Origin of the sequence: Aliiruegeria haliotis, from assembly GCF_003003255.1 — a bacterium.
In the GTDB taxonomy this organism is placed as follows: domain Bacteria; phylum Pseudomonadota; class Alphaproteobacteria; order Rhodobacterales; family Rhodobacteraceae; genus Tropicimonas; species Tropicimonas haliotis.
Genome location: NZ_PVTD01000001.1, coordinates 465,618 through 486,467, shown reverse-complemented (window position 1 = coordinate 486,467; position 20,850 = coordinate 465,618). Strand labels below are relative to the sequence as shown.

Genomic DNA, 20,850 nt, shown 5'->3' with positions numbered 1-20,850 from the left:
TTTCGTTCTGCCGCCGGCCGGGCCGGCAGCCTGTACGGATCGACCGGCTCAGACGCCAGTGACGGTGACGGATGTGTTCGGCGGGGTGGAGACGGTACCGATCTTGCGAATGTGGTCCTCGACCACGTCCCAGATCAGCGGCCCCTCGGTGCCCTCGTTCACGCTGGCCCAACCCGCGACCATGTAGGACTTGGCCGGGTCGATGGCCTCGCCGGTCTTCAACAGCGTCATGTTGGAAATACGGCTGCCCTGCGGTTTGGAGATATCGATGTCGTAGCCCATGCCGCCGATGCGGACCATGTCGCCGCCCTGCTGGTAGTAGGGGTCGGTGTTGAACAGGTTGTCGGCCACGTCCTCAAGGATGACATGGATGAATTCTCCGGTCATTTCCGTGCGGTAGGCCTTGCCGTAGGTCATCGAGGTCACGTTCCAGATGTCCTCCCGGGTGATGTCCTGCCCCGGCAGGATCGACGGCCCCCAGCGGACGCCCGGCGACATTGCGATGTCCGCCTCCCGCTCCGAGATCAGCGCATCGCAGATCAGGTCGTCCCAGGTGCCGTTGAAGTTGCCGCGCCGGTAGAGGACGGAGTCCATGTCGAGCTGCCCAATGACTTCTTCCAGTTCGGCGAGGTATGGCGCGCGTTGCTCGTCGATCAGCGCGGTCATCTCGGCATCCGGCGTGATCACGTCGGACAGGATCGGGATCAGCTTGTGCCGGAACCCCATCATCCGACCGTCGCGCACATCGAGGTCGACGCGGGAGACGAACTTGCCGTTCGAGCCGCTGGCAACGATGATCGTCTCTCCCACCAGCACCGGCTCGGGCACGGCGTCATGGGTGTGACCGGACAGGATCACGTCGATCCCGCTGACCTTGCTGGCCATCTTCTTGTCCACGTCGAAGCCGTTGTGCGAGAGCACCACGATCAGCTCCGCCCCTTCGGCGCGGGCTTCGTCCACCTGCTCCTGCATGCGCTCGTCGCGGATACCGAAGGAGTATTCGGGGAACATCCAGCCGGGATTGGCGATGGGCATGTAGGGGAAAGCCTGACCGATGACGGCGATCTTCGTGCCGCCGCGTTCGAAGACCTGGTAGCTTTCGAAATTCTCCGACGGCTCGTCCCATTCCTTGTCGAAGATGTTCTGGCCAAGTGCCGCGAACGGCAGATCCTCAAGGATCTCGTGCACCCTGTCGCTGCCCAGCGTGAACTCCCAGTGGAAGGTCATTGCGTCGGGCGCCAGCTTGTTCATCACGTTGACCATGTCCTGGCCTTCGGTCTGATAGCAGGTGTAGGAGCCGTGCCAAGTGTCGCCACCGTCGAGCAGGATCGCATCGGGACGGTCTGCCCGGATCGCGTTGACTACGGTCGCCACGCGGTCCAACCCGCCAACCTTGCCGTACTCCTTCCCGAGGGCGGCGAAGTCGTTGAAGGTCAGCGCATAGGCAGCCTCCGACCCGTCCTCGATCCCGTACATCTTTCGGAATGCGGCGCCGGTCACATGCGGGATCTTCCCGCGCGCATCGCCGACGCCAAGGTTGATCTCCGGTTCACGGAAGTAGATCGGCTTCATCTGCGCGTGAATATCGGTGATGTGGATCAGGGTCACATTGCCGAAGGTGTCGAACTGCAGGAGCTCATCCTGGGTCAGCCGCTGCTGCGCGGCCAGCCGGGAGAAGTTGCCGAAGCCCGAGGCGCCAACGATGGCGGTTGTGGCCATCGAGACCTGCAGAAAATCACGGCGCGAGATCATGCGAGTCGATCCTTCTTGATGCGCCGTTCATCCTGTCCATGCGACAAACATGCGCTTTGTTGAATATTTCAGGTCGGAAAAAACCCGCGCCGCCAGAGGACGGCGCGGGAAGTTCCATCAGATCAGTTGCGGACCGAAGGTCCTTCGACAGAGAGGCCATTGCCACGAGAAGCGACGTAGAGCTCCAGCGCGACGAACTCCGGACTGCCAGGCGCGTAGGTCTCTGCCCGCGTGTCGCGCACGCATCCCTTGAAGCGGGCATGGACCGAGTTCAGCTTGGCATTCTTCAGACGGTAGGTTGGGAAACCGTTGATCTGGCCCTGGCTGAGGTGGTCGGCCCGGATCATGTTGCCGTAGTTGTCTTCGTGGCAATTGGCGCAGGACAGTTCCAACTGGCCGGTGCGGGTATAGTAGAGTTCCTTGCCCTGCTCCCACATCTCGGCGGCCGGCCCGTCGATGGCCACGTTCACCGGCATCCCGCGGGACACCGACGAAATCAGCGCCACCATGTTGGTGATGTCGGCGCCGGTGTAGTTCCAAGCCTCGGCGCCCATGCGCTCGGTCCGGCAATCGTTGATCACCATCTCCAGCGTCTGCACCTCTCCCGCGGCCTCGTTGTACTTCGGATATACCGCACGCACGCCCTTCATCGTCTCTTCGACGCTCTCGTGGCAATCGGCACAGGCCTTGCCCTCCGACCCCTCGGCCGTTTCCCAGACCTCCATGGCCGCCTCGACGCCGAGCATGCCCGGATTGTCGAAATCATCCATCTCCAGCGCCTGCGTCTCGTCGGCGCGGAAATGCCATCCGGAAATCACTTCCGACAGCCCGTCCACATGGTCCGGCGCCGCGGTCCTGGTCACGATCTCGATCTCGCCGTTGATGGTCAGCGTATCCTCGTCCGCATCTGCGTTGGCGAGACCGGCCGACAGGGCAAGCGCACCCGCGAGCGCCGTCATTGCCTTGAAATTCATCTGGTGTCCTCCCTGTGGGTAGACCCGCCCCGATCATTCCCGCCGGGACAGGCGTTCCTGCAGGCCCCGAAGGGCGGCGATCAGCCGATCGCGATCTTCTTTGCCGTGTCGTAGACAGAGCCGTCGTCATCGTACCAGGTGAACTTGAACTCACCCTCCTCCGGGACGACAGCCTCGAATTCCACATACGGGTTGGTCGAGATCGCGGGCTCCATGGTGACGTCGATCACCGGCGTGCCGTTGAACTCGGCGGTGAAGCGGTTGATGATCGAGCGCGGAACAAGGTTGCCGTCCTTACCCTTGCGCTGACCGCTTTCCATCTTGTGCGAAATCAGCGTCTTGATGGTGATCGTATCACCGGCGGCGGCTTTCTTCGGCACCTTGACGCGGGGCTTTACACCTTCTGCCATCTGTCTGTTCTCCTTGGAATCTCTTGGGGATCAGCCGCCGCAGCCGCCGATGGTGACCTTCACGGTCGAGGCTGTCTTCACGAAGCTGCCGTCGGCCATCTTCGCCACCGCCACCACGTCCTGCGTGCCGGCAAGCCGGATGCGCGTGGAGGCCGACTGGGAGCCTGCCAACTCACCGAAATTGAACTGGGCCACGCCCGGGGTCGGGTTGCCGCTGGCAAGGACCAGGATCGACACCGCGCCCGGCGCATCGACCGAGATCGGAACCGTGTTGCCGTTCTCGGCGATCTCGGGGGCGGTCAGGGTGACTCCCCCCTCTCCGGCCTCCGCACCGCCGGTAAAGGCGGCGATGGCGTCTTCGGCGGCAGCGTTCGCACGGAAGGGCATGAAGCCCAGGGCAACCGCGCCAAGGCCGAGCACCAGTGTCTCGCGACGTGAGAAGCTCATTTCTCTCTCCTTGGGTTGTCTGTTGGTCCGGACCTCGCGATCCGGGCGTTCGATTACTCGTCCTTGAGCGTCACCAGGAAGGCGACGACATCCTCGATCTGCTGTGCCGACAGCAGCGGGGTGATTTCCTCGGCCGGGATCGCCTTGCCGGTGTAGGCCTTGCCCGGGCGGATGAAACCCGAGACCTTGTAGAAGGACGGCATGACCGTGCCGTCGTAGGTCTTTTTGGCGTCGGCCACGATCCCGCGGATCTCATGCTCCGTCCACCGGTCCGCCACGCCGTCCAGCGAAGGCCCGACGTTGCCCTGAAACGGCACGTCCGCCAGCGCGGTGACCTCGTGGCAGGAGACGCAGTTGCCGACCGACTTGGTGGAAAAGACCTTGGCCCCCTCCTCAGCATTGCCCGGCTGGCCGGTCAGCGACGCGGCGACGGCACCGGCCTCGTCGTAGGATACGTCGCCCGGGGCGACGCTCTCGGCCTGTGCACTGGGTGCAAGAATGCATGCGGCCAAGGCCGCGTGGAATGCGCGTTTCATGTATCCTCCCGTAGCGACACTATCGCGAAAGCTGCGTGTTTCTTCCGTTCGCTCGGCATACCGTAGCGCACAGGTTCGCGCGATAGCAACAACAAATTCAACTATCTGAATTTTGTCGCTTGAGTACGATAAGTTTGAAAAGCAAAAGCTGGTCGAACAATAGTTGCGTCAAGGCGCAAGGATTGTTCACCTTTGCCTTATTATCCTGCGCGTTCCGCAATTTTCCGCGCGTGGTAGCGCTGGAACTCCGCGTCCTCTGAATCGCTCTCATAGAGCTTTTCGCGGACCCATGTGAGCATGTCGAGAGTGGTCCCCGCCTTGAAGGCGCCGGGCATCATGGCGACCGCCGCCTGGGCCGCGGTCTGCCCGTCCGGCAGGTCCTCACCGAAAAAGAGAATCGTCGGCGTGAACATGATTCCCCACTTCCGGGCCATCTCCTTCTCCGTGCCGGTGTCACCATCGAAATCGGTGACTTCGACGTCACCATAGAGGTTCATCTGCACGACGAAGTAGTTTTCCTCGATATAGGAGGCGATCTCGGGCTTCGGGAAGACCTCCTCGTGCATCTGCCGGCAATAGATACAGCCGCGTTGCTCGAAGATCAGCATCAACCGCTTGCCCTCGGCGTTTGCCTCTTCAAGGTCCTCGGCCAGGTCCTTGAAGGTGTCCCGCATCCAGTCGGCCTTGTGCAGCCCGTCCTCGCCCACTTCGGCCAGCGCCAGAGGAGCCGCGAGCAGAAGTGCGGCCATTGCCCCCAAGAGACGTTTCAGCATGTCTATTCCTCCCGAAATCGCCCCCATCACCCGATGGTGGGCATGAAATTCAGCATCCATTGCGCGATCAGGTTCACCGAGTTGGTGCCGATCAGGATCCCGAAGGTGACCAGCAGCAGGCCCATGATCTTCTCGACCACCGGCAGGTGTCTGCGGAAACCCTTCATCCAGCGCATGAACGGCCCGATGAAAAAGGCGGCCAACACGAAAGGTGCCGTCATCCCGACGCCATAGGCCAGCAGCATGAAGGCACCTCGCGTGGCGTTTGCCTCTTGCATCGCCAGCATCAGGATTGTGGCCAGCACCGGGCCGACGCAGGGTGTCCAGCCAAAGGCGAAGGCAAGGCCGATCACGTAGGCGCCGAGGAAGGACATGTTCGCGGTGTCCCCCGCCTCCGCCCGGAACTGGCGATACAGGATCCCGATCCGGATCACGCCAAGGAAGTGCAGCCCCATCGCGATGATGATCACCGCCGCCACGATCCGCAGCGTGTCCATGTATTGCGAGACCATCTGCCCGAAGGCGGAGGCCGAGGCGCCGAGAGCCATGAAAATCGTGATGATTCCAGCAGAGAAGAAGATCGCGGAGATCACGGCGCGGCGGCGTACGCCGGGCGGTACCTCGCCTTCCTCCGTGATCTGGTTCATCCCCACCCCAGCCATGTAGGACAGGTAGAAGGGCACGATCGGCAGGATGCAGGGTGACAGAAACGACAGCAGACCGGCCAACACGGCCCCTGCCCAGCTTACATCGGGCACGCAGTCCCCTCCCTTGTCTCATTCACATATTCAAATTAGGTTACGCAAAGTGATCCAGTCAATGCGGTGACCATGCGACCGATCCCCCTCCTCCCGCGCGGCCTGCTTGTCAGCGCGGCTTTTGCCCTCGCGCCCTGCCCGGCACTCTCCGAAGACCTCGTGATGATCGAGCAGGCGGGCTGTCACTATTGCGCCCAATGGAATGCCGAGATTGCACCGATCTATCCGAAGACGTCGGAAGGCGCCTTCGCGCCGTTGCGCCGTGTGACCCTCGGAAGCGACGAGATGGACGCCCTGATGCTGGCGCGGCGGGTCAACTTCACCCCGACCTTCGTGATCGTTGACGACGCCGGACAGGAACTGGCGCGGCTTGAAGGCTACCCGGGAGAGGATTTCTTCTGGAGCGTCCTGCAACAACTTCTGGTAGAGGCGACCGACTACACGCCCGACCCGTGAAGCGTCCCTCCTGCTGCTGCGCCCTTGCCCAAGGCCCGCTCTTGACCGGTCTGCGGCGGCACAAGATACTCCCGTTGCCACAGCAGACACCCGCCCAAGGCGCGGGGGCTGCACAGAGGCTCGGGACGATGGACGCAGCAGATGTCCCGCCCGGTCCGCCGGCATGGGAGGAGGAGACATGGGCGAAGGGCTAGGCGACGCCGCACTGGTCGCGATCCTTGGATTTGCCGGGGGATTGGGGCTTGGCCTCGCCGCCCGCATTGGCCGTTTCTGCACGCTGGGCGCCATTGAAGACGCGTTTTATGGCGGTTCCGATATCCGCATGCGGATGTGGGCCGTGGCTCTCGGTGTGGCCATCATGGGCGCCTTCGGACTGGCCGGGGTCGGCCTCTTGGACCCGGAGGCAAGTTTCTACCTGAACCGGGGCTGGAACCCCGTCGCGCATGTCACCGGCGGCCTGGTCTTCGGCTATGGAATGGCGCTGGCCGGGAACTGCGGTTACGGCGTTCTGGCCCGGGTCGGCGGGGGGGATCTGCGTGCCTTCGTTGTGGTGCTGGTGATGGCCATCTCCGCCTATGCCGCGATCTCCGGCCCTTTCGCCTCGCTCCGGGTCACGCTCTTTCCCGACGGGCTGGTCGGCACCGGGACCCCGGCAGGCTTTGCCCACCTTCTGTCCGGTGCAACGGGCTTGTCTCCTGTCTTTCTCGGCCTTGGGATCGGTGTTGCCATCGCCATCGCCGGGCTGGCGCCGGCGCGAATGCGATCAGACAGGCGAGCCATGGGCTGGGCCACCGTGGTCGGCTTCTCCATCGTTGCTGGCTGGGCCGCGACGGCCTTCGTCGCCGACCGGAGCCTTGGCGCCGTGCCGGTCGAGAGCCATACCTTTTCCGCCCCGCTCGGCGACACGGTGCTCTATGTCATGCTCGCTTCGGGGATGAAGCTGAACTTCGGCGTCGGGTCTGTCGCGGGCGTGCTCTGCGGCGCGTTGATCGGCTCCATCCGGCGCGGTCATTTCCGCTGGGAGGCCTGTGAGGACCCGCGCGAGTTGCGCCGCCAGATCGGTGGGGCCGTGCTGATGGGATTCGGCGGGGCCATCGCTGTCGGCTGCTCCGTGGGACAGGGCCTCTCGGCCTTCTCCCTGCTGGCCTTCTCCGCGCCGCTGACACTTGCCGCGATCATGATCGGCGCATGGCTCGGTCTGCGCCAGTTGATCCACGGATTCGCACCGTCCTGAACAGGGCATGCGCCCGGACGGGCTGCTAGCGCAGGCGCTCCCCGGCGGCCGAGAAGCGGTAGAGATCCGTTTCGTCGAAGAGCAACCCAACGGAGGTCTCCGGAGAGACATCGTGCTGTCCGAACAGGCGGACCGTCACCACCTCACCATCGGCCAGCTCGACCAGAACGTTCGTATCGCCGCCCAGTTTCTCCACGTGGGTCACCCTGCCGGACACCCGACCCTCGGTCCCCAGGCGGATGTTCTCGGGCCGCACGCCAACGCTGTGATCCCCGCTTTCGCCGATCCGCGCCGCGGACAGGAAGTTCATCGACGGCGCGCCGAGGAACCCGGCCACGAACTGGTTGGCAGGATCATTGTAGAGCTCCATCGGGCTGCCGATCTGCTCCACGCGACCGTCCCGCAACACGACGATCTTGTCGGCCAGCGTCATCGCCTCGGTCTGGTCGTGCGTGACATAGACCATCGAGGCGGCAAGCTGCCGGTGCAGGCGCGCGATCTCGATCCGGGTGTTCATGCGCAGCGCCGCATCGAGGTTCGAGAGCGGCTCGTCGAACAGGAACAGCTTCGGCTCCCGCACGATGGCGCGCCCGATGGCGACCCGCTGCCGTTGCCCACCAGACAGCTCCGACGGGCGACGGTCGAGGTAGTCCTCCAGCGACAACATGCGCCCCGCCATGGCGACCCGCTCGTCGATCACCTGCCGAGGCTGCTTCTCCTGCTTGAGCCCCAGCGCCATGTTCCCCTGCACGCTCAGGTGCGGGTAGAGCGCGTAGGACTGGAAGACCATGGCAATGCCACGCTTCGCCGGCGGGATCTGGTTGACGATCTGGCCACCGATCTCGACGGTGCCTTCGGTCGCATCCTCCAGCCCGGCGATCACGCGCAGAAGCGTGGACTTGCCGCAGCCGGACGGGCCGACGAAGACGACGAACTCGCCTTCCTCCACCTCCAGATCGATATTCTTGAGCACATCGACCTGGCCAAAGCTCTTGCAGACATTGGTGAGTTTCAGGGCAGTCATCGGGCGGCTCCTTCAAAGGTCGATCGCGCGGCCGGAGCGGATGCTCTCGTCGGCGGCAAGGCAGATGCGGAGCGATTGCACCGCGTCACTGGCGTGGCGGGAAAGGTCGAGGTCCTCGGCAATGGCGCGGAGCATGAAGGCCTGTTCGGCGTCACACAGCTCCTGGTGCCCGGGCTCGCCGGGAAAATCGACCAGCTCGTCGCCGCCTTCGCGGTGGATCTTGAGCGTGCCGACCTTGGTGTGCCCCTCGACGGAGTCGGAATCATGGTCGGACAACGTGACGATGGAGACCGCGCCATTGGGCGAGACGATATCTTTCACGAAGTGGGCGGTCTCCGACATCATCGGCCCCCACCCCGCTTCGTACCAGCCGATGGAACCGTCGTCGAAAACGACCTGGAAGTGCCCGTAGTTGTACATGTCCGGCGCGATCTCGTCCGAGAGGCGCAGCCCCATCCCATGCACCCGCACCGGCGCGCCATCCGTCACCTGGCACATGACATCGACATAGTGGACGCCGCAATCGACGATGGGCGACGTGGTCTGCATGAGCTGCTTGTGTGTCGCCCAGGTCTCGCCGTCGGATTGCTGGTTCAGGTTGAGACGGAAGACATAGGGCCCGCCGAGGGCGCGCGCCTCCTCGATCAGCCGGATCCAGGAGGGGTGGTGACGCAGGATATACCCCACCATCAGCTTTCTGCCGAGCCGCGCGGCGGTGTCCGCGACCCGTTGCGCGTCCGCAACACTGGTTGCGAGCGGCTTCTCGACAAAGACATGTGCCCCGGTTTCCATCGCTGCTACGGCATAGTCGGCGTGGCTGTCGGAATAGGTGGCGATGCAGACGAGGTCGGGTTGGGTCTCTGTCAGCGCCTCCTCGAAGCTGGCGAAGCGGGGATAGCCGGCAAGCGCCTCTGGCACGTCGCGACCGGAGCGGTCGACCAACCCGACGATCTCGCTGTCGGAATGGTGGTGGTGGGCGAGCGCGTGGCTGAGGCCCATGTTGCCAAGGCCTGCGATCAGCGTTCGGATCATTTGACGGCTCCCGAAGTGATGCCGCGGATCAGTTGCCGCGAGAAGATGACATAGAGGATCATGACAGGCAGAATCGCCATCGAGAGCGCCGACAACACCGCGTTCCAGTCGGTCACGAACTGGCCAATGAAGACCTGGGACCCGAGGGTCAGCGTCTTGGTCGCCTCCGCCGGTGCCAGGATCAGCGGGAACCAGAGGTCGTTCCAGATCGGGATCATGTTGAACACGGCAACCGTTGCCATGGCCGGACGCACCAGCGGCACGACGAGACGGAAGAAGATCGTGTATTCCGACAACCCGTCGATCCGCCCCGCGTTTTTGAGGTCATCCGAAACCTGCTTCATGAATTCGCTGAGAATGAAGACCGCAAGCGGCAGCCCCTGCGCTGTGTAGACGAGGATCAGTGCCAGCAGCGTGTTGACCAACCCGGTCGCGACCATCATCTCCAGGATCGCCACGGTGCCGATCCGGATCGGGATCATGATGCCAAGCGCGAGATAGAGCCCCATCAGCGTGTTGCCCTTGAACCGGTACTCAGCCAGCGCGAAGGCCGCCATGGCACCGAAAAGCAGCACGAGAAACAGCGAGCAGACAGTCACGATCATCGAGTTCTGGAAGTAGAGGAAGAAGTCCCCCTGCTTGAACACGGTCTCGTAGCCGATGGTCGAGAAGGTCTCCGGCGATGGCAATGCGAGCGGCTCGCGGAAGATCGCTTTCCGTGTCTTGAAGGAGTTGATGACGATCACGAAGACCGGAAACAGCGCAATCAACGTATAGGTCAGCAGGATCGCGTGGGCGGCTGCGGTGTTGAGCGGGTTACGGCGTGCCTTGTTCATGGGTCTGGCTCCTCAGAACTGGTAGCGGCGCAGCCGCGTCTGGATGCCGAAAAGGTAGATGCAGACACCGATCAGGATGATGACGAACATGGCCGTGGCGATGGCAGACCCCATGTGCGGATCTCCCAGTTGCAGCTGGAACCCGAAGAAGGTGCGGTAGAGGAAGGTGCCGAGGATATCGGTGGAGAAATCCGGACCGGCCAGGGCGCCTTGCGCCGCATAGATCAGGTCGAAGGCATTGAAGTTGCCGACAAAGGTCAGGATGGAGATGATCCCGATCGAGGGCAGGATCAGCGGCAGCTTGATCTTCCAGAAGGCGGCCATACCGGTGATGCCGTCGCATTCGCCCGCTTCGAGGATTTCCTCGGGGATCGACAGCAGCGCGGCGTAGATCAGCATCATCGGGATGCCAACGAACTGCCAGACGGACACCAGCGCCAGCGTGGTGAGCGCGTATTCCTCCTTGCCCAGCCAAGGGGCATAGAGAGACTTGAGCCCGACCGCGTCCAGCATCGAGGGCGCGATGCCCCAGATCGGCGACAGGATCAGTTTCCAGGCGAAGCCCACGATCACGAAGGAGAGGATCGTCGGAATGAAGATCGCGGACCGATAGAGATGCGCAAACCGCAGGCGCGGATGGCTCAGGATCGCTGCCAGCAAGACACCAATGGGGTTCTGAACGATCATGTGGATGAAGAAGAACCAGAAGTTGTTGCCGAGCGCGTTCCAGAACTGCTCCGACCAGATCGCATCGCCAAAGAGCGTGTAGAAGTTCTGCAGGCCGACGAAGACCCGTTGCTGCTCGACCTCGGTGTAAAGCGCCAGTCGCAGCGTGTTGAACAGCGGGAAGATCATCACCGCGGTGTAGACAATCACGGCAGGCGCGAGGAACACGACGATATGCCAGCGAAGCCGCGAGGAACGTTGCTCAGCCATGGGGAAAACACTCCGGCTCCAGCCAAGGCGCCGGAGTGCCATCACCTTTCGCGGTCATCGGCGTCCCCGCCTGTACCGCAACGCCGAGCTTGGCGGATGTTGGTTGATATAGCATGAACGGATCGCCTCTGGCTGACGTTTCGCTGCCTCCGGCGGGGATATTTGCGGAAAGATGATGGGCATGGGGCGCTCCACACCGCTTGTCGGGTGCAACGCAGCTGGCCCAATCACTTTTCCCAAAATATCCCCGCCGGAGGCTCCCGAACTTTCGGTGGGGAGGGCGCCCGGACAGCCGGGCGCCCGTTTGCAGGTTTCTACTGCTGAGGTTCGTACCAGCTGGCCAGCCCATCCTGCAGGCGCTTGCCGGCGTCGGCCGGGCTTTCTGCGCCCTTGATCACCTGCGCGGAAGCGTTCCAGGTCTCGTTTTCGAGGTTGGGCGTGCCGCGCGACAGGATCTGATAGGTCGAGCGGATCGTCGACTCGCACTCTCCACGCCAGGAAACGAATTCCTGCGCCAACGGGTCTTCCATAGCGATCTCGTGGTTCGACAGCGAGAAGAAGCCTGGCAGCGCGTTGGCATAGATCGTGGCGAACTCCTCGGTGCCCATCCAGTCGAGGAAGGTCCGTGCAGCCTCGGTATTGGCGGAAGCGGCATTGAGGCCCATCGCGATATCGGTGTGATCCGAGATGTAGCAGGTGTCACCGGCGTTCAGGACCGGCGGCTTGAAGGCGCCCATCTCGAAATCGGCCTGCGCGTTGAAGCCCGAGATCTCCCAGGAGCCGGCCGGGTAGATTGCGGCGCGGCCAAGGGTAAAGATATTCTGGCTGTCCGGATAGGTCTGGGCTTCGAACCCGTCGCCCAGGTAGTCCTTCCATTTGGCAAGATGCTCGTAGGGGGCGACCCATTGCGGATCGGTCAGCTTCTGTTCGCCCTTGATCAGCGCCAGCCGGCCTTCCTCGCCCTTCCAGTAGTTCGGGCCGATGTTGTTGTAGCCCATTGTCGCGGCTTCCCACTGGTCGTTGGTGCCCATCGCCATCGGGATATAGGTGCCGTCCTCCTTGATCTTGTCCAGCACCGCGAAGAACTCGGCTTCGGTCGTCGGCACCTCGACGCCAACCTCTTCGAAGGCTTCCTTGTTGTAGATGAAACCGTGGATCACGGAGGCCATCGGAACGCAGAAGGTGGCGGAGCCGTCGTCGGTCTGCCAGGCGGATTTGGCAACGTCCGAAAAGTTGGCCATGCCTTCGAGGTCGCTCAGGTCGGCCAGGTGGCCGGCATCGTAGAGCGCCAGGGACGCGTCGAACGGACGGCAGGTGATCAGGTCGCCAGCCGAGCCCGCGTCCAGCTTGGAGTTCAGCACGGCGTTGTATTCGGCCGGCGCGGAGGGCGTGAACTCGACCTTGATGCCGGGATTGGCGGCCTCGAAGGCGGGAATGATCTTCTCCTGCCAGAGGGCAAGGTCATCGTTGCGCCAGCTCTCGATGGTGAGCGTGACATCGGCGGCGCTTGCCGCCCCCGCAACGAGCGCGGTGGACGCCATCAGCGTCACGAAGGACATCGTCTTTTTCATGTTGGTGTAACCTCCTTGTTGGCCTTGTTTCGTTCAGGCAGTTTCAAGTTCCTGCAAGGCGGCGCGCAGGCGCCCCCCCGTGGTGTGGAGCAGCGCTTCCGCTGCATCCGTTGTCATGGCTCCCGCAGCCAGAAGGACCGCGGGCTTCACCTTTCCGTTGCAGCGTTCGAGGCACCGGGACGCCTCCTCCGCCGAAACGCCGGCGATCTGCGAGACGATTCCGGCCGCCCTGCCGCGGAGCTTTGCATTGTCGGCGACCACGTTGACCATCATCCCGTCGTGGACATGGCCAAGCGCAATCCCCATGAGGGTCGACATCATGTTGAGCGCGACTTTCTGCGCCGTCCCCGCCCCGAGCCGGGTCGATCCAGAGATCACCTCCGGCGGTGTGGCCAGCAGGATCGCCACGTCGGCGGCCTTCAGCAATGGCGTGTCTGAATTGTTGGCGATCGCGATCACGCGGGCGCCTTTCGGCCGTGCGGCCTCGATGAAGGACAGCGGATAGGGCGTCGTGCCGCTTGCACTGAGCGTGACGATCAGATCCTCTTCGCGAACATCCCGGGCCGCCGCCGTCGCGGCATCCGCATCGTCCTCGGTATCCCCGGGCATGCAGGCGTCCACCGGCACCCCTCCCGCCATGTGCAGGACGATCCGGTCCGCGGAAATGCCGAAGGTCGCACCGAGCTCGGCCGCATCCGCAAGCGCCATGAGCCCCGAGGACCCCGCCGCAACATAGACCAGCCGACCGCCATTGCGCAGCGTGTCCGCCATCAACTCGGCACCGCGGGCGATGTCCTGCACCGCCGGAGCAACCGCGGCAAGCGCGGCAGCCTGGCCGGCATGCAGAATCGTCGCAGCCTCCGAAAGCGGGCGGGCATCGAGGCCCGCGGCATCGGGGTGCAGGGTTTCGGTCGTTGGCAGCGGCATGCGATTCTCCCCTGTCGCGTGCTTTTGACTACGATACCTTTTCAATACCAGTTGTCTACCATTTTTTCGCCCCGAGGTTCGGCAGAGCGAAAACCCGCAGGATTCCGAGCAATTGCAAAACCTCAAGACCCGATACCTACCGATAATCCCGACAATCGCACCAAGAAGGGGCTTCCCGGACTCTTATAGGTATTATATAGGTATCTACATGATTGAGTCCTTTCCCTCCCTATTCCTTGGCGTCGATGGTGGCGGCACCTCCTGCCGCGCTGCGCTTCTGGCAGACGGGAAACGGCACGAGGTGCAACTGGGATCGGCGAATGTCTCGACCGATTTCGATGGCGCAACGGCCACGGTAACGGCTGCGCTGGCGCAACTGGCGGACCGCGCCGGGATCCCTGTTGCGGTCCTTGAAAACGCCCCTGCCCATGTCGGCCTTGCCGGGGTGATGAGCCCGGCCATCGCGGCGGACGTCGCCGCCGCCCTGCCCCTCCGGCAGGTCACGGTCACCGACGATCGCCCGACCATGATCGCAGGCGCCCTTGGCGACCGGGAAGGTGCCGTTGCGGCCATCGGCACCGGCTCCTTCGTGGGCCGGCAGGCCGGCGACCGGATCACCGGGCTCGGCGGCTGGGGATTCTACATCGGCGACCAGGCCTCCGGCGCCTGGTTGATGCGCCGCTCTTTCGAGGAACTGATGCTTGCGGTCGACGGACTGGCCGAGATGACCCCCTTCGCAAGACTGCTGCTGGACCAGCACGGCGGCGATCCCGGCGCGGTGGTACAGTTCTCCCTGCGGGCACGTCCCGCGGATTACGGCAGGCTGGCGCGGAAACTGGTTGAGGCAGCCGAGGCAGGCGACCCGTTGGCCGCAGGGCTGATGACCGAGGGGGCGGAGTATATCCGCCGTGGCCTCGACCGCCTTGGCAAGACGACCGACGAGGTTCTGTGCCTGACGGGTGGCCTCGGCCCGGCCTATGGGCGCTGGCTCGGGCTGGACACGGTCGCGCCGCTGGGCACCGCCCTCGACGGCGCGCTTGCGCTGGCCCGCAGACAGCAGGAGACCGCGCGATGAACGTGGCAGAATTCCTCGATCCGGGGGCCTGGATGGAGACCATGGTCGGCCCCCGCTACGTCCGCCTGCGCAAGCGGATCGAGGAGGGAATTGCCACCGGCGTCTTCCCGAACGATGGCCCCCTGCCCCCCGAACGTGAACTCGCCAGCCTTACTCACCTGTCCCGCGTCACCGTCCGCAAGGCAATCCAGGAACTGGTCGAGAAGGGGATCGTCGTCCAGCGTCAGGGGGCGGGATCCTTCGTCACCGGCACCGAGCCCAACCGCCGGGTGGAGCAATCCCTGTCCCGGCTCACCTCCTTCACAGAGGACATGGCACGGCGCGGGCTTGAATCCCGGGCGACCTGGCTCGAAAAGGGCATTTTCTTTCCGTCGCCACAGGAGGTCGTGGCACTGGCGCTGTCCTCGGGCGATTCCGTGGCGCGCCTCGCGCGGCTGCGACTTGCCGGCGACCGGCCGATGGCGATCGAACGCGCCTCCCTGCCGCTCGACATCCTGCCGGACCCGGCCTCGGTAAACACCTCCCTCTACGAGGTTCTGGAGGCCGCGGGGAATCACCCCGTGCGGGCATTGCAGAAGATCTCCGCCATCAACCTCGACGCGGAGGAAGCCGGGCTTCTCGGCCTCGACCCCAATTCCGCCGGGCTCAAGATCGAACGCACCAGCTACCTCGAAAACGGGCGGGTCGTCGAATACACACGCTCAACCTATCGCGGGGACGCCTACGATTTCGTGGCCGAACTGCGGCTTGCCAACAGATAGGACAGATGATGAACGCTCCAGGCACCCAGATGCGGCGCGAGATCCGGGAGATCCCGGACGCCGTCGAACGGCTTCTGGCCGCCCCCGAGGCCGTCCAGGCCGCCGCAGCCGCCGCGCGCGACCTCGACCCCGCTTTCGCGGTGACGGTGGCCCGTGGCTCCTCCGACCACGCCTGCACCTACCTCAAGTATGTTTCCGAGCTGATTCTGGGGGTGCCGGTCGCCTCTGTGGGGCCGTCCATCGCATCGATCTACGGCGCGGAACTGAAGCTCGCCCGGTCGCTCTGTCTCGCGGTGTCGCAATCCGGCAAGAGCCCCGACATCGTCGAACTGGCGCGCACGGCAGAGCGGGACGGCGCCTGCACCGTGGCGATCACCAACAATCCCGGCTCGCCGCTGGCGGAGGTTTGCGCCCATACGCTGGACATCCAGGCCGGTCCGGAGCGCAGTGTCGCCGCCACCAAGACCTTTGTGACCTCCATCGTCGCCGGGCTGATGCTGATGGCGGAATGGAAGCAGGACGACGCGCTGCGCCGCGCGATTCACCGCCTGCCCGACCTGCTCGATGGCGCGACGCGGACCGACTGGTCGGAGGTCGCCGAGAGCATCGGAGCCGAGCAATCGTTGTTCACCCTCGGGCGTGGCCCGGCCTGGGCGATTTCCAACGAGGCGGCGCTGAAGTTCAAGGAAACCTGCCAGCTTCATGCGGAAAGCTACTCTTCCGCCGAGGTCCTGCACGGGCCGGTCTCGATTGTCGACGAGGGGTTCCCGGTTCTGTGTTTCGCGGCCGCCGACGCCGCCGAAAGCGCGCTGACCGACATTGCCGATGCGCTTGCCGCAAAGGGCGCGAAGGTGTTTGTCACCTCCGCCCGCGCCAGCACCGCCAGCCGGCTGGAGCATGTCCGCACCGCGCACCCGCTGACCGATCCGATCAGCCTGATCGTGTCCTTCTACGCCATGGTGGAGCAGTTCGCGACCGGGCTCGGCATCGACCCCGACGCCCCGCGCCACCTCAAGAAAGTGACGGAAACGCTATGAGCCAGCCGGGCCGGGCGATCGTCGGCGCCCGCATCTTCGACGGAAGCACGCTGCACGATGGTGCGGCCCTGCTGGTCGCGGACGGACGCGTCGAGGGGATCGTTCCCTGCGACGCGATCCCGCCGGATCACACGCGCGAGGACCTCGGCGGCGGCACGCTCGCGCCGGGCTTCATCGACCTTCAGGTCAACGGCGGCGGCGGGGTGATGTTCAACGACGCCCCGACGGTCGAGACGCTGCGCACCATGGCGGAGGCCCACGCCTCGCTTGGCACCACTGCCCTGCTGCCGACGCTGATCACCGACACGCCGGAGATCACCCGCGCCGCAATTGCCGCCACCTCGGAGGCCATCCGACAGGGTGTTCCCGGGATCGTCGGCCTGCACCTCGAAGGGCCGCACCTGTCGATTGCGCGCAAGGGTGCACATGATCCGTCTCTCATCCGCGCGATGACCGATGAGGACGAGGCCGCCCTGTGCGCGGCCGCCGCGCAACTTCCGGTGCTGCTGCACACCTGCGCGCCGGAAAGCGTCACTCCGGCGCAGATGCGGCGCCTCGCCGACGCCGGGATCCTTGTGTCGATTGGCCATTCGAATTGCACCTTCGAAGCCGCCCGCACCGCGGCAGAGTCCGGTGCGCGATGCGTCACCCACCTGTTCAATGCCATGAGCCCGCTGGGGCATCGCGACCCCGGCGTCGTCGGAGCCGCGCTGCGGCGCCCCGACTTCTCCGCCGGTCTGATCGCCGATTTCGTCCATGTGCACCCGGATGTCGTGCAGATCGCGCTTGCCGCCAAGGTCGGCCCGGGACAGATCTTCCTTGTCACAGACGCGATGGCCCCGGCCGGCACGGATCAGGCGGAATTCACTCTTAACGCGCGAACGATCCGGCGCGAAAACGGCCGCCTCACGCTTGCCGACGGCACCCTTGCCGGAGCCGACCTCGACTTCCCGACCGCCATCAGCAACTTGCTTTCGATCGGCGTCGCGCCTGCACAGGCGCTGGCCATGGCGACCTCCATTCCCGCGGGCCTGATTGGCGCCCCGGGCGGGATCGGCACGCTGATGGCAGGGGCTCCGGCAGACCTCGTGCACCTTGACCCGACCGGCCGTCTTCTCTCGGTCTGGCGGCGGGGACAGGTGAGCTCTCCCTAGGCGCGGCTCCCCTTTCGACGACAAAAAACGCCCACATGGGTGGTCGCCCCGACGCCGCGCGGGTGCGGGGCGTGCATGGGTGTCGCCCGGATTCCTTGCTGCCCTACCCCGAATTGATCCCGGATCCGTCGCACTTGACCCACACACCGCGAGAGGCAGCACGCCTATCCGGTGCCTGACCAGCACAAGCAAGGACGTTTCACTCCTTCGGCTGGACTGGTCCCACCGCCCAGATCCGCAGCGCGATCATTGTCCGCGCCGTCGCGGCAAGAACCAGACCGCAGAGCACCGCTTTCGACCAGGTCTCCATCGTCCCTTCGATCCGCAACGCATGTACCACGCTGCCGGTGACGACCACGATTGCAAGCGACGTGTGGGCGAGCCGCCAGATACGCCACCGCCATCGCAGCCGGCGCCGCAACCCCGCCAGAAGCGCCGCGCCAAGAAGCGCCCACATCGCCAGCACCCCCCAGACGGAGAACGGCGTCGGCGATCTGAACAAGAGGGCATCGACCACGTCCGGCGGGCTGGTCATCCATAGCCCGGCAACGTGAACAGCAGTCGCCAGAATGATCAGCACGCCGACCCGGCGATGCCAGCGCCGGTTCTGAATGGGGCGCATCCCCGGCAGGACCCCACCCGCCAGCAACGGTTGAAGCAGCAGCAGCGCCATCGCGCCGATCCCCGCAAACCCGGCCGCGATGTAGACGGGATCGCGCCATTGCAGCAGCGGGCTGGTCGCCGCGAGCGCCACCGGCACGACGACAGCCACCGCAACCGCCAGCCACGTCAGGATCCGGCGCGCCGGTATCATGCCACAGCGATGTCCGGTTCAGGCGGGTTGAAGGACGAAATGCGCCTCCAGCGTGGTGTCGCTGGAGCGGCGCATCACCGGGCGGAGGAAAACCGTCTCGAACTCTTCACTGTCATAGGCAAGATGCCCGTGGGGCTGACCGAAAGCCGGGACGATCTGTGGCATCTCCAGCCGGAACACGCCGTTGCCATCGGTGAGCGTGGCACCATGGCTGTGCGGGTCGCGCTCGTGGCCTTCGGTTGTGTGCGCCCATATCTGGATACGTTGTCCGGCGAGCGGCACCCCGTCGCCGGCACGGCGCACGGTGCCGGTCATCCAGAAGCCGCCGCCGCCGATCCGGTCCACGATCGGCGCGCCGGCACGGTAGTTATTGGCCCCTCCGCGCATCGACGGCGTCGGGGCAAGGCCCTTTGCCCGCGCCGGAACCAGCAACCCGGAGCCGCCGGTCGCAAGGACCGCGCCCCCTGAGATGAGGAGTGAACGACGGGTGACTGCGGCCTTGGGCATTGGGGCACCTCCTTGCAAAATCTCCGCGACGCGACCGGACAGTCGCGCGCTGTTCGTCGGGAGGATAGCACGCCACCGGTGGATTCCGAGGCCGGGCGGAGGCGCCACTGGGCCAATTTCTCTCAAGGTTCCGTGAGCAGCGGCGGCGCGGACGGGGCAAGACGCCCCCTTCCGCGCTCCTGTGACCCGGCACCGCGAGGGCGCCGGGCAAAGCGCCAGTCGCAGACGTCAGACTGCGCCGGTGTATTCTCCGCGTGCCGGATAGTCGTTCTTGATCGCGAAATCGAGCGCACCGACAAGTTCGGAGAAATGCGGCCGGGAGAAGGGCATCGTCTGCACCGATCCATAGTAGAGCGTCTGCTGCGGCGTCACCATGAACAGGCCCGGCTCGGAGAAGAGCGCCGGTTCGTCGATGCCGATGGAGGTCTTGCCGCGCGAGGTCGAGATATAGAGGCCCCATTCCCGCGCCACGTCCAGCGGCAGGTCATAGGCAATGCGTAGCCCATCGGCGCCGATCTTGTCGGCCATGTCCTGTGCGCGGTCGCGACCATCCGAACTGATGGCGATCGTGGACACGCCACGTTCGGCGAAGGCGGGCGTCTGCTTCTGCAACTCGCCGAGGTAGGTCGCGCAGATCGGGCAATGCAAGCCCCGGTAGAAACAGATGATGGTGCCGCGCTCGGAGGAGTCCGCGGAGAGGTCGAAGTCTCCATGGGACAGTGTTGGCAGCTTGAGGTCGGGAGTTTTCTGGCGGGGAAGCAGCATGGAAGGTCCTTTGATGTCGGATCACGGGCGTGATCGGGTGCGTGTCCCGGACAATCTGCCCGATATTTCCATTTGAAAAGATCCAAAAATCGGGCCAAAAGTCCGAAATGGAGAGATTTGATCGCCTGACGACCCTCATGGCCCGGTTCCGGGTGTCCGCACGGCTTGCCCCGCTGAGCGAGGCCACGCTCGTGGCAACCCGCCCCGCCACGCACGGCCCGGGCAAACTGTACCTTGGCGCCCATCCCGTGGCGCCCGAGGACCCGGAGAGCGACATCCTGCTCGCCGCGCGTGTCGATTGGGGGGGCGCGGCGAACCCGCTATTCCTCGCGTTGCCGGACCTGATGGTTCACGACCTCGCGGGCGACGAAGGCACGGTGCAGCTTCTGTCGCTGATCGACACCGAGATCCGCAGCCCGCGATGCGGGTCGGAAACCGTGATCGGACGGCTGACCGAAGTATTGCTGGTCCGGATCCTGCGCGGGCAAATCGAAGCGGGATCGGTCGAATCCGGCCTGCTTGCCGGCCTGTCCGACGCCCGGTTGAGCCGCAGCATCGTCGCCATCCATGACCAGCCGGAGCGGCTCTGGACCAGCGACGATCTCGCACGGGAGGCGGGCCTGTCGCGCAGCCGCTTCATGGAGTTGTTCCAGGCCCGCGTGGGGGAAACGCCCGCGGCCTATCTCAGGCGCTGGCGGCTGACGCTCGCCAGCCAGGACCTCGCGCTCGGGGCGCGCGTTGAACGTGTGGCCCACCGCTATGGTTTCCGATCGCCGGAAGGGTTCTCCAAGGCGTTCAAACGCCAGTTCGGCCGGTCCCCCATATCCATGCGCAAACCGCAGCGCCCCACCCTGCAGGACGTCTCCTGATAGGGCGGTCCGTGGGGCCCAATGCCAGTGAGACCGGACAATGCCCCGAAATGGCTCCGGAAGTGCGGAACGACCGGACTGCCGCCATTGCCGAAGCCAGTGGGAGACCCGGCCAGAAAATCTAACACGCTGCGAGGTGGGACCGGGCTCCGAACAGATGGGGCAAGGGTACTGCCCCCGGTCTTGCGCCGATCCGCGTGTG

General features: G+C 64.7%; 23 protein-coding genes. 7 read left to right on the top strand and 16 right to left on the bottom strand.

Features of this window, described 5'->3' with window-relative positions:
* Window positions 1–48: 48 nt before the first annotated feature.
* The 7 genes from soxB to CLV78_RS02165 all read right to left on the bottom strand — a co-directional run bounded on the left by soxB (window position 49) and on the right by CLV78_RS02165 (window position 5,650).
* Entirely contained in the window at window positions 49–1,752 is a 1,704-nt protein-coding gene (soxB, locus tag CLV78_RS02195) for a thiosulfohydrolase SoxB (RefSeq protein WP_106203126.1), read from the bottom strand.
* A gap of 122 nt (window positions 1,753–1,874) precedes the next feature.
* On the bottom strand, window positions 1,875–2,726 hold the full coding sequence (gene soxA, locus CLV78_RS02190) for a sulfur oxidation c-type cytochrome SoxA (RefSeq protein ID WP_106203125.1): 852 nt from the start codon (window positions 2,724–2,726) through the stop codon (window positions 1,875–1,877).
* An 80-nt stretch (window positions 2,727–2,806) separates the two neighbouring features.
* Window positions 2,807–3,136 (bottom strand): thiosulfate oxidation carrier complex protein SoxZ, encoded by a 330-nt coding sequence (soxZ, locus tag CLV78_RS02185; protein WP_106203124.1) that lies wholly within the window; start codon window positions 3,134–3,136, stop codon window positions 2,807–2,809.
* A 30-nt stretch (window positions 3,137–3,166) separates the two neighbouring features.
* Entirely contained in the window at window positions 3,167–3,583 is a 417-nt protein-coding gene (gene soxY, locus CLV78_RS02180) for a thiosulfate oxidation carrier protein SoxY (protein WP_106203123.1), read from the bottom strand.
* A gap of 53 nt (window positions 3,584–3,636) precedes the next feature.
* Window positions 3,637–4,119, bottom strand: a complete 483-nt coding sequence (gene soxX, locus CLV78_RS02175) for a sulfur oxidation c-type cytochrome SoxX (RefSeq protein ID WP_106203122.1) — start codon at window positions 4,117–4,119, stop codon at window positions 3,637–3,639.
* A gap of 200 nt (window positions 4,120–4,319) precedes the next feature.
* A complete protein-coding gene (locus CLV78_RS02170) occupies window positions 4,320–4,892 on the bottom strand; it encodes a thioredoxin family protein (RefSeq protein ID WP_211300928.1) in 573 nt (190 codons plus the stop codon).
* A 26-nt stretch (window positions 4,893–4,918) separates the two neighbouring features.
* Complete coding sequence (locus CLV78_RS02165; RefSeq protein ID WP_106203121.1) at window positions 4,919–5,650, bottom strand: cytochrome c biogenesis CcdA family protein; 732 nt, start codon at window positions 5,648–5,650, stop codon at window positions 4,919–4,921.
* Window positions 5,651–5,722: 72 nt separating this feature from the next.
* Between CLV78_RS02165 and CLV78_RS02160 the strand changes: the two genes are divergently transcribed.
* Window positions 5,723–6,106 (top strand): thioredoxin fold domain-containing protein, encoded by a 384-nt coding sequence (locus tag CLV78_RS02160; RefSeq protein WP_245924805.1) that lies wholly within the window; start codon window positions 5,723–5,725, stop codon window positions 6,104–6,106.
* A gap of 178 nt (window positions 6,107–6,284) precedes the next feature.
* Window positions 6,285–7,340, top strand: coding sequence for a YeeE/YedE family protein (locus tag CLV78_RS02155; RefSeq protein ID WP_106203120.1), 1,056 nt, complete (start codon window positions 6,285–6,287; stop codon window positions 7,338–7,340).
* Between the two features lie 25 nt (window positions 7,341–7,365).
* On the opposite strand, the gene CLV78_RS02150 is transcribed toward CLV78_RS02155, so the two are convergent.
* From CLV78_RS02150 to CLV78_RS02125, 6 genes are all read right to left on the bottom strand, one after another.
* Window positions 7,366–8,364, bottom strand: a complete 999-nt coding sequence (locus CLV78_RS02150) for an ABC transporter ATP-binding protein (protein ID WP_106203119.1) — start codon at window positions 8,362–8,364, stop codon at window positions 7,366–7,368.
* Between the two features lie 12 nt (window positions 8,365–8,376).
* Window positions 8,377–9,396 carry a Gfo/Idh/MocA family protein gene (locus tag CLV78_RS02145; RefSeq protein ID WP_211300927.1) on the bottom strand — a complete coding sequence of 340 codons (1,020 nt, stop codon included), beginning with the start codon at window positions 9,394–9,396 and terminating at the stop codon, window positions 8,377–8,379.
* Window positions 9,393–10,232 (bottom strand): carbohydrate ABC transporter permease, encoded by an 840-nt coding sequence (locus CLV78_RS02140; RefSeq protein ID WP_106203118.1) that lies wholly within the window; start codon window positions 10,230–10,232, stop codon window positions 9,393–9,395. The genes CLV78_RS02145 and CLV78_RS02140 overlap by 4 nt, the downstream gene beginning before the upstream one ends.
* A gap of 12 nt (window positions 10,233–10,244) precedes the next feature.
* The gene (locus CLV78_RS02135) at window positions 10,245–11,168 is read right to left on the bottom strand and encodes a carbohydrate ABC transporter permease (RefSeq protein WP_106203117.1); all 924 of its coding nucleotides are present in this window, start codon (window positions 11,166–11,168) and stop codon (window positions 10,245–10,247) included.
* Between the two features lie 314 nt (window positions 11,169–11,482).
* Window positions 11,483–12,739 carry an ABC transporter substrate-binding protein gene (locus CLV78_RS02130; protein ID WP_106203116.1) on the bottom strand — a complete coding sequence of 419 codons (1,257 nt, stop codon included), beginning with the start codon at window positions 12,737–12,739 and terminating at the stop codon, window positions 11,483–11,485.
* A 33-nt stretch (window positions 12,740–12,772) separates the two neighbouring features.
* The gene (locus tag CLV78_RS02125) at window positions 12,773–13,666 is read right to left on the bottom strand and encodes an N-acetylmuramic acid 6-phosphate etherase (RefSeq protein WP_106203115.1); all 894 of its coding nucleotides are present in this window, start codon (window positions 13,664–13,666) and stop codon (window positions 12,773–12,775) included.
* Between the two features lie 208 nt (window positions 13,667–13,874).
* Between CLV78_RS02125 and CLV78_RS02120 the strand changes: the two genes are divergently transcribed.
* From CLV78_RS02120 to nagA, 4 genes are read left to right on the top strand one after another with little or no spacing between them, the layout of a single operon-like run.
* A complete protein-coding gene (locus CLV78_RS02120) occupies window positions 13,875–14,741 on the top strand; it encodes a glucosamine kinase nucleotide-binding domain-containing protein (protein ID WP_106203114.1) in 867 nt (288 codons plus the stop codon).
* Window positions 14,738–15,502 carry a GntR family transcriptional regulator gene (locus CLV78_RS02115; protein WP_106203113.1) on the top strand — a complete coding sequence of 255 codons (765 nt, stop codon included), beginning with the start codon at window positions 14,738–14,740 and terminating at the stop codon, window positions 15,500–15,502. The genes CLV78_RS02120 and CLV78_RS02115 overlap by 4 nt, the downstream gene beginning before the upstream one ends.
* Window positions 15,503–15,510: 8 nt before the next feature.
* On the top strand, window positions 15,511–16,539 hold the full coding sequence (locus CLV78_RS02110) for an SIS domain-containing protein (RefSeq protein WP_106203112.1): 1,029 nt from the start codon (window positions 15,511–15,513) through the stop codon (window positions 16,537–16,539).
* The gene (nagA, locus tag CLV78_RS02105; protein ID WP_106203111.1) at window positions 16,536–17,693 is read left to right on the top strand and encodes an N-acetylglucosamine-6-phosphate deacetylase; all 1,158 of its coding nucleotides are present in this window, start codon (window positions 16,536–16,538) and stop codon (window positions 17,691–17,693) included. The genes CLV78_RS02110 and nagA overlap by 4 nt, the downstream gene beginning before the upstream one ends.
* Before the next feature lie 199 nt (window positions 17,694–17,892).
* Here the strand turns inward: nagA and CLV78_RS02100 are convergent, their stop codons facing one another.
* From CLV78_RS02100 to CLV78_RS02090, 3 genes are all read right to left on the bottom strand, one after another.
* A complete protein-coding gene (locus CLV78_RS02100) occupies window positions 17,893–18,507 on the bottom strand; it encodes a ferric reductase-like transmembrane domain-containing protein (protein WP_106203110.1) in 615 nt (204 codons plus the stop codon).
* An 18-nt stretch (window positions 18,508–18,525) separates the two neighbouring features.
* A complete protein-coding gene (locus tag CLV78_RS02095) occupies window positions 18,526–19,014 on the bottom strand; it encodes a peptidase associated/transthyretin-like domain-containing protein (protein ID WP_106203109.1) in 489 nt (162 codons plus the stop codon).
* A gap of 228 nt (window positions 19,015–19,242) precedes the next feature.
* Window positions 19,243–19,779, bottom strand: a complete 537-nt coding sequence (locus CLV78_RS02090; RefSeq protein ID WP_106203108.1) for a peroxiredoxin-like family protein — start codon at window positions 19,777–19,779, stop codon at window positions 19,243–19,245.
* Between the two features lie 107 nt (window positions 19,780–19,886).
* On the opposite strand from CLV78_RS02090, the gene CLV78_RS02085 reads away from it, so the two are divergent.
* Window positions 19,887–20,648 (top strand): helix-turn-helix transcriptional regulator, encoded by a 762-nt coding sequence (locus CLV78_RS02085; protein WP_106203107.1) that lies wholly within the window; start codon window positions 19,887–19,889, stop codon window positions 20,646–20,648.
* Window positions 20,649–20,850 lie beyond the last annotated feature (202 nt).

Coding starts and splice junctions, on each gene's coding strand:
- CLV78_RS02095 (WP_106203109.1), bottom strand. CDS start 19,014: ATGCCCAAGGCCGCAGTCACCCGTCGTTCACTCCTCATCTCAGGGGGC.
- CLV78_RS02135 (WP_106203117.1), bottom strand. CDS start 11,168: ATGGCTGAGCAACGTTCCTCGCGGCTTCGCTGGCATATCGTCGTGTTC.
- soxY (WP_106203123.1), bottom strand. CDS start 3,583: ATGAGCTTCTCACGTCGCGAGACACTGGTGCTCGGCCTTGGCGCGGTT.
- CLV78_RS02130 (WP_106203116.1), bottom strand. CDS start 12,739: ATGAAAAAGACGATGTCCTTCGTGACGCTGATGGCGTCCACCGCGCTC.
- CLV78_RS02155 (WP_106203120.1), top strand. CDS start 6,285: ATGGGCGAAGGGCTAGGCGACGCCGCACTGGTCGCGATCCTTGGATTT.
- nagA (WP_106203111.1), top strand. CDS start 16,536: ATGAGCCAGCCGGGCCGGGCGATCGTCGGCGCCCGCATCTTCGACGGA.
- CLV78_RS02170 (WP_211300928.1), bottom strand. CDS start 4,892: ATGCTGAAACGTCTCTTGGGGGCAATGGCCGCACTTCTGCTCGCGGCT.
- CLV78_RS02110 (WP_106203112.1), top strand. CDS start 15,511: ATGAACGCTCCAGGCACCCAGATGCGGCGCGAGATCCGGGAGATCCCG.
- soxB (WP_106203126.1), bottom strand. CDS start 1,752: ATGATCTCGCGCCGTGATTTTCTGCAGGTCTCGATGGCCACAACCGCC.
- CLV78_RS02100 (WP_106203110.1), bottom strand. CDS start 18,507: ATGATACCGGCGCGCCGGATCCTGACGTGGCTGGCGGTTGCGGTGGCT.
- CLV78_RS02085 (WP_106203107.1), top strand. CDS start 19,887: ATGGAGAGATTTGATCGCCTGACGACCCTCATGGCCCGGTTCCGGGTG.
- CLV78_RS02120 (WP_106203114.1), top strand. CDS start 13,875: ATGATTGAGTCCTTTCCCTCCCTATTCCTTGGCGTCGATGGTGGCGGC.
- CLV78_RS02115 (WP_106203113.1), top strand. CDS start 14,738: ATGAACGTGGCAGAATTCCTCGATCCGGGGGCCTGGATGGAGACCATG.
- CLV78_RS02160 (WP_245924805.1), top strand. CDS start 5,723: ATGCGACCGATCCCCCTCCTCCCGCGCGGCCTGCTTGTCAGCGCGGCT.
- soxA (WP_106203125.1), bottom strand. CDS start 2,726: ATGAATTTCAAGGCAATGACGGCGCTCGCGGGTGCGCTTGCCCTGTCG.
- CLV78_RS02145 (WP_211300927.1), bottom strand. CDS start 9,396: ATGATCCGAACGCTGATCGCAGGCCTTGGCAACATGGGCCTCAGCCAC.
- soxZ (WP_106203124.1), bottom strand. CDS start 3,136: ATGGCAGAAGGTGTAAAGCCCCGCGTCAAGGTGCCGAAGAAAGCCGCC.
- CLV78_RS02090 (WP_106203108.1), bottom strand. CDS start 19,779: ATGCTGCTTCCCCGCCAGAAAACTCCCGACCTCAAGCTGCCAACACTG.
- CLV78_RS02150 (WP_106203119.1), bottom strand. CDS start 8,364: ATGACTGCCCTGAAACTCACCAATGTCTGCAAGAGCTTTGGCCAGGTC.
- CLV78_RS02140 (WP_106203118.1), bottom strand. CDS start 10,232: ATGAACAAGGCACGCCGTAACCCGCTCAACACCGCAGCCGCCCACGCG.
- CLV78_RS02125 (WP_106203115.1), bottom strand. CDS start 13,666: ATGCCGCTGCCAACGACCGAAACCCTGCACCCCGATGCCGCGGGCCTC.
- soxX (WP_106203122.1), bottom strand. CDS start 4,119: ATGAAACGCGCATTCCACGCGGCCTTGGCCGCATGCATTCTTGCACCC.